Source organism: Nocardia salmonicida (assembly GCF_036142455.1).
In the GTDB taxonomy this organism is placed as follows: Bacteria; Actinomycetota; Actinomycetes; order Mycobacteriales; family Mycobacteriaceae; genus Nocardia; species Nocardia salmonicida.
Window position 1 is genome coordinate 3,311,449 of record NZ_CP108014.1, and the last position, 13,536, is coordinate 3,324,984.

General features: G+C 67.6%; 13 protein-coding genes. 7 read left to right on the top strand and 6 right to left on the bottom strand.

The features are described 5' to 3' along the window. Positions 1–53 precede the first annotated feature (53 nt). Complete coding sequence (locus OHS03_RS15700) at positions 54–1,730, bottom strand: fumarate hydratase (RefSeq protein WP_174552038.1); 1,677 nt, start codon at positions 1,728–1,730, stop codon at positions 54–56. Between the two features lie 256 nt (positions 1,731–1,986). Between OHS03_RS15700 and OHS03_RS15705 the strand changes: the two genes are divergently transcribed. Further along, complete coding sequence (locus tag OHS03_RS15705) at positions 1,987–2,496, top strand: MarR family winged helix-turn-helix transcriptional regulator (RefSeq protein WP_056809980.1); 510 nt, start codon at positions 1,987–1,989, stop codon at positions 2,494–2,496. Here the strand turns inward: OHS03_RS15705 and OHS03_RS15710 are convergent. Genes OHS03_RS15710 through mftE form a run of 3 tightly spaced genes read right to left on the bottom strand, consistent with a single transcriptional unit; the run spans position 2,493 to position 4,991 of the window. Continuing rightward, positions 2,493–3,011, bottom strand: coding sequence for a hypothetical protein (locus OHS03_RS15710; RefSeq protein WP_328663571.1), 519 nt, complete (start codon positions 3,009–3,011; stop codon positions 2,493–2,495). The two genes, OHS03_RS15705 and OHS03_RS15710, sit on opposite strands and share 4 nt — an antisense overlap. Positions 3,012–3,048: 37 nt before the next feature. Next, a complete protein-coding gene (gene mftD / locus OHS03_RS15715; RefSeq protein WP_328663573.1) occupies positions 3,049–4,293 on the bottom strand; it encodes a pre-mycofactocin synthase MftD in 1,245 nt (414 codons plus the stop codon). Then, positions 4,290–4,991, bottom strand: a complete 702-nt coding sequence (gene mftE / locus OHS03_RS15720) for a mycofactocin biosynthesis peptidyl-dipeptidase MftE (protein WP_328663576.1) — start codon at positions 4,989–4,991, stop codon at positions 4,290–4,292. Before mftE ends, mftD begins: the two co-directional genes overlap by 4 nt. An 81-nt stretch (positions 4,992–5,072) precedes the next feature. On the opposite strand from mftE, the gene mftR reads away from it, so the two are divergent. The 6 genes from mftR to OHS03_RS15750 all read left to right on the top strand — a co-directional run bounded on the left by mftR (position 5,073) and on the right by OHS03_RS15750 (position 10,586). After that, entirely contained in the window at positions 5,073–5,699 is a 627-nt protein-coding gene (gene mftR / locus OHS03_RS15725; protein ID WP_328663577.1) for a mycofactocin system transcriptional regulator MftR, read from the top strand. A gap of 110 nt (positions 5,700–5,809) precedes the next feature. After that, positions 5,810–6,715 (top strand): STAS domain-containing protein, encoded by a 906-nt coding sequence (locus OHS03_RS15730; protein ID WP_056809988.1) that lies wholly within the window; start codon positions 5,810–5,812, stop codon positions 6,713–6,715. A gap of 10 nt (positions 6,716–6,725) precedes the next feature. Further along, a complete protein-coding gene (locus OHS03_RS15735; RefSeq protein WP_056809990.1) occupies positions 6,726–7,106 on the top strand; it encodes an STAS domain-containing protein in 381 nt (126 codons plus the stop codon). Then, entirely contained in the window at positions 7,096–7,509 is a 414-nt protein-coding gene (locus tag OHS03_RS15740) for an ATP-binding protein (RefSeq protein ID WP_056809992.1), read from the top strand. The genes OHS03_RS15735 and OHS03_RS15740 overlap by 11 nt, the downstream gene beginning before the upstream one ends. A 19-nt stretch (positions 7,510–7,528) precedes the next feature. Then, positions 7,529–8,122: a SpoIIE family protein phosphatase gene (locus OHS03_RS15745; RefSeq protein ID WP_165610319.1), complete on the top strand. Its 594-nt coding sequence runs from the start codon at positions 7,529–7,531 to the stop codon at positions 8,120–8,122. Positions 8,123–8,228: 106 nt separating this feature from the next. After that, positions 8,229–10,586 (top strand): SpoIIE family protein phosphatase, encoded by a 2,358-nt coding sequence (locus OHS03_RS15750; protein WP_328663579.1) that lies wholly within the window; start codon positions 8,229–8,231, stop codon positions 10,584–10,586. On the opposite strand, the gene OHS03_RS15755 is transcribed toward OHS03_RS15750, so the two are convergent. Further along, the gene (locus OHS03_RS15755) at positions 10,578–12,056 is read right to left on the bottom strand and encodes a flavin-containing monooxygenase (RefSeq protein ID WP_328663581.1); all 1,479 of its coding nucleotides are present in this window, start codon (positions 12,054–12,056) and stop codon (positions 10,578–10,580) included. The two genes, OHS03_RS15750 and OHS03_RS15755, sit on opposite strands and share 9 nt — an antisense overlap. Continuing rightward, positions 12,053–13,534: a flavin-containing monooxygenase gene (locus tag OHS03_RS15760; protein ID WP_328663583.1), complete on the bottom strand. Its 1,482-nt coding sequence runs from the start codon at positions 13,532–13,534 to the stop codon at positions 12,053–12,055. Before OHS03_RS15760 ends, OHS03_RS15755 begins: the two co-directional genes overlap by 4 nt. Positions 13,535–13,536 lie beyond the last annotated feature (2 nt).

Below are 13,536 nucleotides of genomic sequence, written 5' to 3' on the forward strand. Positions count from 1 at the left end.
GACGAAACCCCGGCACCCGCCGCAGCGGATACCGGGGTATCGGAGCCGGATGACTACACGCGTTCCTTGGAACGGGTGCGCACGCGCAGGGCGATGGGCTTGGAGGTCTCGGCGAAGAAGTCGTTGCCCTTGTCGTCGACGACGATGAACGCGGGGAAGTCTTCGACGTCGATCTTCCACACGGCTTCCATGCCGAGTTCGGCGTATTCCAGGACCTCGACGTTCTTGATGCAGTCGAGGGCGAGGCGGGCGGCGGGGCCGCCGATGGAACCGAGGTAGAAGCCGCCGTGTTCGTGGCATGCCTTGGTGACCTGGGCCGAGCGGTTGCCCTTGGCGAGCATGACCATGGAGCCGCCCGCGGCCTGGAACTGGTCGACGTAGGAGTCCATCCGCCCGGCGGTGGTGGGACCGAAGGAGCCCGAGGCATAGCCCTCGGGGGTCTTGGCCGGACCCGCGTAGTAGACGGCCATGTCGCGCAGGTACTGCGGCATGGGTTCGCCCGCGTCGAGGCGTTCCTTGATCTTGGCGTGGGCGATGTCGCGGGCCACGACCAAGGGACCGGTCAGCGAAAGACGGGTCTTCACCGGGTATTTCGACAACTCGGCGCGGATCTCGTCCATCGGGCGATTGAGATCGATCTTCACCACGTCGCCACCGAGGATGTCGGCGGTCTGCTCCGGAAGGTACTGGGCCGGTTCGGTTTCCAGCTGCTCCAGGAAGATGCCGTCCTTGGTGATCTTGGCCAGTGCCTGGCGATCGGCCGAGCAGGACACGGCGATCGCGACGGGGCAGGACGCGCCGTGGCGGGGCAGGCGGACCACGCGCACGTCGTGGCAGAAGTACTTGCCGCCGAACTGCGCGCCGATGCCGAACTCACGGGTGAGCTGAAAGACCTCTTCTTCGAGCTCGACGTCACGGAACGCGTGACCGGTGATGGAGCCCTCGGTGGGCAGGTTGTCCAGGTAGTGCGCCGAGGCGTATTTCGCTGTCTTCAAGGCGAATTCGGCGCTGGTACCGCCGATGACCACCGCGAGGTGGTACGGCGGGCAGGCCGCGGTGCCCAGCGAGCGGATCTTCTCGTCGAGGAACTCGAGCATGCGCTCGGGGTTCAGGACGGCCTTGGTCTCCTGGTACAGGAACGACTTGTTGGCCGAGCCGCCGCCCTTGGCCATGAACAGGAACTTGTACACCGGGTTGTCGGCGTCGCCCTCGGTCGAATACAGCTCGATCTGGGCGGGCAGGTTGGTGCCGGTGTTCTTCTCGTCCCACATGGTGATCGGAGCGAGCTGGGAGTAGCGCAGGTTCAGCTTGGTGTAGGCGTCGAAGATGCCGCGGCTGAGCCATTCGGCGTCGTCGACACCGGTGAGCACGCCCTCGCTCTTCTTGCCCATCACGATCGCGGTGCCGGTGTCCTGACACATCGGCAGCACGCCGCCGGCGGAGATGTTGAGGTTCTTGAGCAGGTCGAGCGCGACGAAACGGTCGTTGCCCGAGGACTCGGGGTCGTCGATGATCTTGCGCAGCTGGCGCAGGTGCGCGGGCCGCAGGTAGTGGCTGATGTCGTGGATCGCTGTCTCGGTCAGCAGCCGCAACGCCTCGGGCTCGACCTGCAAGAAGGTGCGCCCGTTGTGCTCGAAGGTACTGACCCCCTCGCTGGTGAGCAGGCGATAGGGCGTCTCGTCGGCGCCGATCGGAAGCAGATCGGAATAGCGGAACTCCGGCGCGGTCACGGATCGCACTCCTTCGGGCAGGGCGGGCACCGCAACACTGCGGAGCACCAGGCAGGGCTGGTCACAAAGCAATCCGCAGCCTAACGACCACCCACACCCGCACGGCGGTTAGGCAACCCTATGTGAGGTTCCTGACTGACCCTAACTAATATCGAGGTTGCACGTTCAACCCAAACGGTGCTACCCATTCTCCGGGCGGTGGCGGGAGTGCACCGTTCAATCCGAAGCCTGCACCTTCAGAATCTGGAGCTCGATCGTGACCGATCCACAGTGGCTCGATGATGTCGAAATGCGTGCCTGGCTGGGCTATGTCCGGACCCGCGACCTGATCGCCGCGGCGATCGGACGTGACGCAGGCAGGGCAGCCAACCTGAGCTATGTCGAGTATTCCGTCATGGTCTACCTAGCCGACGCACCGGGCCAGCGGCTCACCTTCGCCGATCTGGCCTGCGCGCTCGAATGGTCGCAGAGCAGGCTCTCGCACCAGATCACCCGCATGCAGAAGCGCGGCCTGGTCTCACGCGAGACGATGCCGCACGACCAACGCCGCACCGTGGCCAAGCTGACCCCGACCGGCGGACAACTGCTCACCACGGCCGCGCCCGCGCACGTGCGCAGCGTGCGCAAACACATGATCGACGTGTTGGATCGCGACCAGCTCGCCACCCTGGCGGAGATCTACGACGTGCTCGTCGACCATCATCGCGGCGCGAAGGCCGACGACCCGGTCGGTCGCCTGCAAACCGCCGCGCCCGGCGAGGACTAGGACCCGGCGCTGCCGCCGCCCCCGCCGGAGGAATCGGGGCGGGTCTTGCCCAGACCACCGCGCGCGACGGTGCCGCCCTTGGTCGGTGCGCCGCGATCGAAGATCTCACCGCTGGTCGGGCGCAGGAAACTGCCCGCCGCCAGCGCGACCGCGACGCCGATCGCCGGGTACACGAAGGTATCGGTGTGCTGGTACCAGAAGCGCGAGTACCTGGTGCCCGCGGTGTCGCACTGATCGTCGGCCACCCGGACGTCGGTCGTCGTGTCCACACAGACACCGACGGACGCCGGTTGGGCGGCGGCCGCGGTCGTGGTGGCCGTCCGGGAAGTCGTCGTCGGGGGCTTCGAGGTGGTCGTGAGCGTGGCCGACGCCGCGCGCGGTGCCGGTTTCGGGGTGGCGGTGCCACATCCGGCCGAGACCAGTGCCACCGCCACCACGGCGGGCAGCGTGTAGGACACGCTGCGCGACATCATGATTCGCCGACGCGAACCCTCGATATCCGAAACCACACTCACGAAATCCCCCTCCGGCGGTGCTGCCCAACCGCCGATACTAACGAGGCGCGGCGCCGCTGACGACCGTTGCGTCGGTCGTGAAATCCCGGTTGCCGGAATCGTTTTGCCCCGAACCCACCCCCAACGCGCGCTCGAAACCGGCCGGGATCACGATGTCGTCGCGCGTCAGGTCGGTGATCGAAGTCTTGCGCAGACCCAACAGCGCGGAATCGATGCCGCCACGCAGGACGTCGAGAACGTTCTCGACACCGGCCTGACCGTTGGCCGCCAGACCCCAGAGGTACGCGCGCCCGATCAGTACGGCACGCGCACCGAGCGCCACCGCCTTCACGACATCGCTGCCGCGCCGGATGCCGCCGTCGAGGAGCACCTCGATCTGGTCGCCCACCGCGTCGGCGAGCACCGGCAGCGCGCGGATGGCGGCGGGGGTCCCGTCGAGGTTGTTGCCGCCGTGGTTGGACACCGAGATGCCTGCGACGCCCGCGTCGACGGCGCGCAAGGCGTCGTCCACCCGCATCACGCCCTTGAGCAGCACAGGACCGTCCCATTGCGCGCAGATCCAGGCGACATCGTCCCAGTCGGGCGCCGGTGTCTGCATCCATTCGCCGTAGGCGCCGAAGAACCCGGGCGCCGCGCCGCCGCCGACCGCCATATTGGGTGCGGTGAGGTCGGGGATGCTGCCCGAGCGCAGGTAGGTCGCGAGCCAGCGCGGGCGCGCGAGGGTCTGCGGCGCGAATTTCATCATCGTGCGCAGGTTCAGCGATTCCGGGATCACCGGGCTGCCCCAGTCACGGCCGTGCGAGAACGACCAGTCCAGGGTGAGGATCAGGCCCACCGCGCCCGCCTTCTTCGCCCTGGCCATCCGCTCGAGGATCTGGTCTCTGTTGCCACACCAGTACAGCTGGAACAGGGTCGACGGGTTGGCGGCGATGACCTCCTCGACGGGCTTGCTCGCGAAAGAGCTGAGCCCCATGGCGATTCCGCGTGCCGCCGCGGCGCGCGCGACGGCGACCTCACCATCGGGATGCACCGCCTGCACGCCGGTCGGCGAGATCAGCACCGGCATGGAGACCTGCTGGCCCAGCACCGTGGTCGATTGGTCGCGTTCACCGATCGGGCCCGCGCAGTGCGGGGCGAAACCGAGTTCGGTGAACGCGGTCTGATTGTCTTCGATGGTCTGTCCGCGTTCCGAACCCGCGATCAGCGCGCCGTACACCGATTTCGGCAGGCGCTTGCGGGCGCGCCGTTGCGCCTCGGCAACGGTCTCGAACCAGGGATTCATCGGGGTCCTTCCTCATGATCCTGCGGCCACCATCGGCGCAGGTCTTCCAGCAATGCGGTCGTGGCGACCCGCAACAGATCGGCGCCTTCGTCGGCACTCGATCCGGTGGGGTCGCCGAGGATTCCATTGGGGCTGGCTGCCCGCACTCCGCCCGCGCGCAGCAGCGGCAGCAGTTCGGCCAGCGGGCGGCAGTCCCCCGGCTCGGCCAGTTCGGTGCGCACCAGTTCGGGACTCAGCGCGAGCTGGATCGAGGTTTCGGTGCGCCCGGCGTGCGGGTCGCCGCCGTAGCCGGGTGAGAACACCCGCACGTCGCGCGACTCCGACCGCAGCAAGGCGACGGCTCGGCGCAGTGTTTCCACATTGCCGCCGTGCCCGTTGACCAGCACGATTCGTGAGAAGGTGTCCGTCGCGGAGCGACACAGTTCGACGACGAGCAGTTCCAGCGCCGCCTGCCCGATCGACAAGGTGCCCGCGAACCCCGCGTGCTCGCCGCTTGCCCCGTAGGTCACGGCAGGCGCGATGAGCACGTCGGAACGCTCGGCGGCGGCCCGTCGGCACACCGCCGAGGCGATATCGCTGTCGGTCGACAGGGGCAGATGCGGGCCGTGCTGCTCGGTCGCACCGAGCGGAATGACCAGGATCACTCCCTCGGCGGCGCGCACACCTGCCTCGGGCGATGTGAGGTGCGCCACGAACATGGCGCCAACATTAACGTCAGTCACTGACATAATCAATAGCTCGTGCAGGTCGAAAGCTCGCGGAGTCCCTATCCTGTATCCATGTCCGCCCCGCCGCCGCGCGCACCGATGTCGATTCCGAAGCCGTCGGGGCATCGCGGGCGTCCGCCGCGCACCACCCGTCGCGAGCTGGAGGTGATCGCGATGAAGCTGTTCGCCGAACACGGGTTCGACGACGTCACCGTCGAACGCATCGCCGCCGAGGCCGGGGTGAGCGAGCGCACCTTCTTCCGCTACTTCCCCACCAAGGCCGAGGTGCTGTGGCACCAGTTCGACAACGAGGTCGACGACCTTCGCGCCGCGTTCGCCGCCGTCCCGGCCGACGAGCCGATGATGGCGGCGGTCCGTCGAATCGTGGTGGCGGCCAACAGGTATCGCGCCGAGGACATCCCCGAGTTGCGCACCAGGATGCGGCTGGTGTCCGGGGTCCCCGCGCTTTCGGCGGGCGCGGGGGCGCACTACGACGCGTGGGAACACGCCGTCGGCGAGTTCGCCGCGAGCCGCCTCGGGGCGGGTGCGGGCGACCTGATACCCCTCGCCATCGGGCGCACCACCCTGGCCGCCGCGCGTGCCGCGTTCGACGCGTGGCTCGAGCGCGGTGATACCGATCTCACCGTGTATCTGGATCAGGCGCTGCGCGCACTGGAACGCGGGTTCGCCCCGGAATAGCCGGGCGCGCCACGTTTGGGCAGCACCAGGAAGGGGGTATGAGTAGGCTCAGGCTCAACGCGCACTGTGCGCACCGAAAACGTCCGTCGTCGAAAGGGGCAGGGGTTTCCATGTCCGAGGTGTCCACGAGTCTTTCGGCGGATTCGCTGCCGGCGCAACCGCTCGACAACCTGCTGCCGCAGTTGGTCGAGCATCTGCGGCAGAACCGCACCGGGCTGCGGGAAGAGTGGGCACGGCGTATCACCGAGGCCGAACTGCTGACCGCGATGACCCCGGAGGAGATCTTCTCCGAGGCGACGTCGATGTACGACAACTACGTCGAGGTGCTCGTCACCGGTAGCGTCGAGGCACTGCAGGCCTATGCCCGCGACCTGTCCGAGCGCATCATTCCGCGAGGCGTCGAGACCGACGAGGTCATCGGCATCGTGCTGCTGCTGCGCGATGTGCTGGCGCGCAGCCTCTTCGAGAAGTACCAGTCCAACTTCGAGCTGCTCAACCGCGTGCTCGACGCCTACGAACCAGCCGCCAACCGCATCGCCAACACCGTGGCCGTGTCGTTCGTGCAGGAGCGCGAGCGCGTCATCAGCCGCCAGCAAGAGGCCATCCGCGAGCTGTCCACCCCGGTGCTGCAGGTGCGCGAGCAGCTGCTCATCCTGCCGATCATCGGTGTGCTCGACTCCCAGCGTGCCCGCCAGCTCACCGAACAGCTGCTGCGCGCCATCCGCGCCAATCGCGCCAAGGTGGTCGTCATCGACATCACCGGTGTGCCCGCGATCGACTCCGTGGTGGCCAACCACCTCGTGCAGACCGTCGACGCGTCCGGCCTGATGGGCGCCAGCGTGATCATCACCGGCCTGTCCTCGGAGATCGCGCTGACCCTGGTCACCATCGGCCTCGATCTGTCCAAGATGAATGCCGTCGGCGACCTGCAGGGCGGTATCGAAGAGGCCGAGCGTCTACTCGGGTACGAGGTCTCCCGGGTCACCGAACGCTTGAGCGAGCGGGACGGGCGCTGACCAAGCCACCATGCCGGTACCTATTCTCAAGCAGGGCACGTACCTGATCGCGTCCGTGCAGTCGGCGTTGACCGATGCCGACACCGAGCGGTTACAGGACGACCTGATGAAGCAGGTCAGTCGCTACCGCGCGACCGGCATCATCGTCGACGTCACCGCCATCGACGTGATGGATTCCTTCGCCGCGCGCTCGTTGCGCACCATCGCGCACATGACCCAGTTGCGCGGCGCGGAAACCGTCATCGTCGGGTTGCAGCCCGAGGTGGCCTTCGCCATGGTGCAACTGGGCCTTACATTCGAAGACATGCACACCGCGCTGGATCTCGAGGAAGGCCTCTCCTGGCTGAATCGGCACCCGCGGCGACGAGACGGTCGCGACAGTGGCCGCTGAGCAGGTGGCGATCGCGGTCAAGGTGTCCGAGGACATCGTCACCGCCCGGCAGGCCGGGAGCGAGTTGGCCGGTGACCTCGGTTTCACCCTCACCGACCGCACGATGATCTCCACCGCCATCTCCGAGATCGCCCGCAACATCACCAGTTACGCGGGCAGCGGCGAGATCAGGTTGCTCATCGACTTGCGCGAGGGTCGCCGCGCGCTCGTCATCCAAGCCGAGGACCAGGGCCCCGGCATCCGTGACATTCCCCGCGCGCTGGAAGACGGCTATTCCACCGGCCGCGGACTCGGACTCGGGCTGCCCGGCGCGCGCAGACTGATGGACCGCCTCACCATCGATTCCGCCCCGGGCCGCGGGACGTTGATCGAGATGTGGAAGTGGGTACCCGACGTTGCATGAGGACGGGATCATCGGGCGCATGGAGTGGTCGACGGCCGGCCGGGCTCTGCCCGGCCAGGACGTCTCCGGCGACCGCGCGCTCGTGCTCGACACCGGCGCCGGCGTGCTGTTCGCGGTGCTCGACGGGCTCGGTCACGGTGCTCCCGCGGCCGAGGCCGCCGATCGCGCGATGGCCATCCTCACCGAGAACTGCGGCGAACCGCTGGACGTGCTGATGGTGCTCTGCCATCGCGCGATGGTCGAAACCCGTGGCGCCGCAGTGTCATTGGCGCTGATCGAGCCGGGCGAGACGTTGCAATGGCTCGGCGTGGGCAACGTCGATTCGCGATTGCTCACTCTCGGCCCGGCCGGTCCGGAGCTGCGGGCGACGATGCTGCTCACCGGCGGCATCGTCGGGTACCGGTTGCCCTCGCACCTGCAGCCGCAGACCCTGCCGATCCGCCCCGGCGATCTGTTGCTGATGGCGACCGACGGGATCGTCGCGGTCGGCCCGGAATCGCTCGACCTGGCCAAAACCGCCACTGCCATCGCGGGCGATCTGCTCGCTCGCGATGCGAAGGACACCGACGACGCACTGGTGCTCGCGGCACGTTTCCGCGGGCCGTGCCCGTGAGGCCCCGACATCGCACCACTGCGTGCGCCCCTGTTCCGTGGACCTCTTTCCCGAGGCCACGACACCGCGGCCTGTTCCCCCGAACCGGGCCGATGAGAGGTTGCCGATGAGCGCGGTCCTGGTCGCATTTCTCGACGACTATTCGGCGGCGATGCGCCGCCACGTCGCCGCGCCAGGCCAGGCCGGCCTCTCGGAGGGATACGACCTCGGCAGACGGGCCCTCGTCGAAGGCATCAGCCTGCTCGATCTCACCGAGCATCACTTCCGCGCTGTTGCCAAGGACAGCGAAACGCAGGCCGATCCGCGCCGCGCCGAGGTAGCACTGGAATTCCTGCTGCAGACCATGGCGGCACTGGACATCGCCACCCGCGGTTACCTCGACGGCACCCGCCGCTACGAGCAACAGCGTTCCCGCGCCGAGGATCTCGAAGGCCGCGACGCCTTTCGCACCGCACTGGTCGAATCGTTGCAGGACGGGTTCTTCGTCGCCGACGACGACGGCACCATCGTCGAGGTGAACTCCGCGTTCGGGGTGCTCACCGGATACGGCGCCACCGAGGTGCCGTTCCGGCTGCCCCATCCGTGGGCACTGACCGATCGCGCCGGATACCCCCAGATCGGCACGGAGGCTTCACGATTCGTGATGCCGGTGCGTCATCGCGACGGCCGCGAACGCTGGCTGGCGGTGAGCGCCAGCTCGCTGGTGAAGCAGGAGAACGACGAACGGATCTTCGTCGGCACCGTGCGCGATGTGACCGCCGAACACGACGCGCAGGCCCGCGACCAGGCCGCCTCCCGCCTGGCCACCGCCGTCGGCGCGGCGACGAGCATGGTGGAGGTCCTCGCGGTCGGACTCGACGAACTGCGCCGGACCATGGGTGCCGAGACCGCGCTGGTCGCGATCTGGCCGAGCCGGACCGGACGCCCCGATGTCTACTCCTGTGGCGTGACACCGTCGAGCAAAGAAGCGGAGCCGACACCCGAAACCATCGGTATCGCATCACAATTCACCGTGGCGCCGATGCGGCAGAGCGGCCCGCGCGCCGACGGCCCCGTCGTGCTCGACGACGACACCCAGGCCCTGCTCGACCGCTCACGCAGGCAGTCCGCCCGTGGGCTCTCGGCCATCACCGGTGACGAGGGCGGGGTCGACGCGGTCGTCGCACCGCTCGGCGAGACCGGAGACGCGGCGCTGTGGGTGCGCTTCGGTGCGCCACGCGCGGTCAGCGCCGCCGACTGGGCTCTGTACTCACTGCTCGTCGGTCATCTCAGCGTCGCGCTCCAGCGCGCCCGCAACTTCGACCAGGCCCGCGCCACCTCGCTCACCCTGCAGCGGGCGATGCTCGGGCCGATCGAACTGCCGCCCCGGTTCTCGGTGCACTACGAACCCGCCTTGCCGCCGCTCGAGATCGGCGGCGACTGGTACGACGTGGTGCCGTTGCGCGACGGCACCATCGGCGTCGTCGTCGGTGACTGCGTCGGTCGTGGTCTGTCGGCCGCCGTGGTGATGGGCCAATTGCGTACCGCGGCAAGGGCTCTGCTGCTGCGTGGCGCCGGACCGGCACAGTTGCTCGCCGAACTCGACGCCGTGGCCTCCCGGATCCCCGGCGCCATGTGTACGACGGTGTGCGCGGCCGTGCTCGACCCCGAGCGCGGGATGGTGCGCTACTCGAACGCGGGCCACATGCCGCCCGTCCTCGCACCGCCCGGCGGACCGGGCCGCATCCTCGAAGGCGGACGCGCGGTCCCCCTGGCCACCTTCGATACCCCACGCAGGCCGGAAGCCACCACGGCGCTCCCACCGGGCGCCACCCTGGTGCTGTTCACCGACGGCCTCGTCGAACAGCGCGGGTACGACATCGCCGAGGGCTTCGTCAAGATCGCCGACGTGCTCAGCGAAACCGGTGCCGCACTCCCCCGCGATGTCGCCGACGCGGTGCTGTCGCGGCTGTGCCCGCCCGCGGGCTACGACGACGACGTCGCCATGGTCGTCTACCGGCAGCCCCCGGAGCCGCTGAGCCTCGACTTTCCCGCTGCCGCAACCGAACTGGCCGGTGTGCGCCGTGGTCTCTACCGCTGGTTCGCCACCGCCGCGGTCCCGCACGATCTGGCCGCCGACCTCGTCGCCGCGGCCAACGAGGCCTGCAGCAACAGCGTCGAACACGCCTACCGCGACACCGAACCCGGCCGCGTCGGTCTCACGGCCCGCTGCGACGGCGACCGGGTGGTCCTGGAGATCGCCGACCACGGCAGCTGGATCCCCACTCCCACCGACCCCGGCTACCGCGGTCGCGGCGTGGAGATGATGAGGGTACTCACCGAGGATCTCACCTTCGACCACGATGAGACCGGCACCCGGGTGCGCATGTGGGTGACCCTGCCCTCGATCACCTTCCCCACCGCGAACCCGCTGCGGGCCTCCTCGCGGCCGCCGACCGTCAGCTCGCGGCAGAATTCATTCTGACCGGGTCGTCTCGTAGGCCTCGACGTCGAAGGTCTTCAGCATCCGATGGAACCGGTAGCTGAAATCCGGCCACAGGGTGGCGTTATGGCCGTTCTCGTCGACGAACCAGCTGGTGCATTCGCCCGTGTTCCAGACGGTGCCGTCGAATTTCTTCTGCAGGTCCCGGTTGTAGGCGGCCTGCACGTCCTCGCGGACCTCGACGCTGCGCAGGCCACCGGTCGTCATCGTCGTGACGGCGTCGATGATGTAGTTGATCTGGGATTCGATGGTGAACACCGCCGAGGTGTAGCTCAACGCGGAGTTCGGGCCGATCATCACGAACAGATTCGGGAAGTTCGCGATGGTCGTGCCCTTGTACCCGCTGATGCCCTCGGCGCCGAATACCTCAGACAGGGTGCGCCCGTCACGCCCGCTGATCAGGTCGTAGGTCGGCGAGTCGGTGATCCGGAAGCCCGTGGCCAGCACGACGGCGTCGACTTCGCGTTCGGTGCCGTCGTCGGCGACGATCGAGTGTTCGCGGATCTCGGCGATGCCGTCGACGACGACCTCGACATTGTCGCGGGCCAGCGCGGGGTAGTAGACGTTCGAGATCAGCATGCGCTTGCACCCGAGACGGTAGCCGGGGGTGAGCTTGCGGCGCAGCTCCCGATCCCGGATCACCGACCACATCTTGATCCGCGCACCGAACGAGAAGAAGTCGGCGAGCGGTGGGTACTTGGACTGCCAGAGCACGAAAGACTCACGCACCCAGTACACCCCGAGCCGGGCCAGCCGCTGCGCACCCGGAACTCGCCGGTAGTACAGCCGCTCCAGCCAGGTGTACTTGCGGCCCATCCGCGGCAGCACCCACGGCGCGCTGCGCTGATAGAGGTCGAGCCGGGCGACCTCGCCCGCGATCGACGGCACGATCTGGATCGCGGACGCGCCGGTACCGATGACCGCGACGCGCTTTTCCGCGAGCTCGAACTCGTGATCCCAGCGCGCGGAGTGGAAGATCGGACCACGAAAAGTGTTGATGCCCTTGATATCGGGCAGATTCGGGGCACTCAGCGGGCCGGCCGCCGACACCATGATCTCGGCGGTGTAGGCGCCGTCGCCGGTCTGGATCTCCCACCGCGCGGTGGCGTCGTTCCACCGCGCGTCGGTGACCTCGCACTCGAGGACGACCGCATCGCGGACCCCGTGCCGGTCGACCACGTCCTGGATGTACTGCTGGATCTGCGGCTGTGTCGAGAACGAGTGCGTCCAGTCCGGATTGGGGGCGAACGAATACGAATACAGCTGCGAGGGCACATCGCACCCGGCGCCGGGATAGGTGTTGTCACGCCACGTACCGCCGACATCACTGCCGCGTTCGAAGACGACGAAGTCGGTGATACCCAACTGGCGCAAGCGAATAGCCACACCCAACCCGGCGAACCCGGCACCGATGATCGCGACGCGGGTGTGGCGCCCCTGCGATGCGGTCACAGTGTCTTCGTGGTGGTGTCGTAGGCGTCGATGTCGAACTTCCGCACCATGCGCCGATATTTGAAGCTGAAGTCCGGCCACAGCGCGGAGTTGTTGCCGTGGTTGTCGAGGAACCAGCTGGTGCAGCCGCCGTTGACCCACACGGTGCGGGCCATCTTCGGCTGGAGCTTGTTGTTGTATTCGACCTGTGCGTCCAGGCGGACCTCGAAGGACTGCAGGTTGCGCTGCTCCATCGTGGTGATCGCGTCGACGATGTAGTTGATCTGGGATTCGATGATGTAGATCAGCGAGGTGTAGTTCAACCCGGAGTTGGCGCCGAGCATGAAGAAGATGTTCGGGAAATTCGAGACGGTCGTGCCCTTGTACATCTGGTAGCCCTCGGCATCGGCCGCCTCAGACACGGTCCGGCCGTCGCGGCCGGTGTACAGGTTGAACGTCGGCGAATCGGCAACGTGGAAACCGGTGGCGAGCACGATGGCGTCCACCTCCCGCTCCGTGCCGTCCTCGGACACGATCGACCCGCTGCGAACCTCGGCGATGCCGTCGGTGACGACGTCGACGTTGTCGCGATCGAGCGCGCCGTAGAACTTGTTCGACACGAGCATGCGCTTACAGCCGATCCGGTGCTGGGGCAGCACTTTTCGCCGCAACTCCGGGTCCCGGATCTCGAAGCGCATCTTGAATCGCCCGACCGTTTCCAGCACGATGCCGGTCCACGGGTACTTCACCTGCGTGATCACGAACAGCTCACGCGTGATGTAGATCAGCGCCCGGATCAACCGTTGCAGACCCGGAATCCGCTTGAAGGCGAATCGTTCCAGCCCCAGGTACGGCCGCGAGATCTGCGGCATCACCCAGGTGGCGGTGCGCTGGTACACGTCCAGGTGCTCCACCTCGGGCGCGATCGACGGGACGATCTGCACCGCCGAGGATCCGGTGCCGATGACGGCGACCTTCTTGCCGGCCAGAGTAGCGTCGTGGTTCCAGCGCGCGGAGTGGAAGACCTCGCCCTCGAAGCTCGAGATGCCCTTGATATCCGGAAGCTTCGGCTCGGCGAGCACGCCCGCCGCCGAGACGATGAAGTCGGCGGTGAAGGTGCCCTTGCTGGTCTCGATATCCCACCGGCGGTCGGCATCGTTCCAGCGGGCCGCGGTCAGCGCGCAGTCGAAGATGTGCTTGTCGCGAACGCCGTAGCGTTCGGACACGGTGCGCAGGTACTGCTCGATCTCCGGCTGGGGCGAGAACGACCGGGACCAATCAGGATTGAGCGCGAACGAATACGAGTACAGGTGCGAGGGCACATCGCAGCCCGCACCCGGATAGGTGTTGTCGCGCCAGGTCCCGCCGACATCGGGGCCGCGTTCGATGACCACGAAGTCGGACAGGCCACGCTGGCTCAGCCGGATGGCGGTGCCGAGGCCGGACAGCCCACTGCCCACGATCATGACCTGGACGTGGCGTGTGTCGTTACTGCTCATGG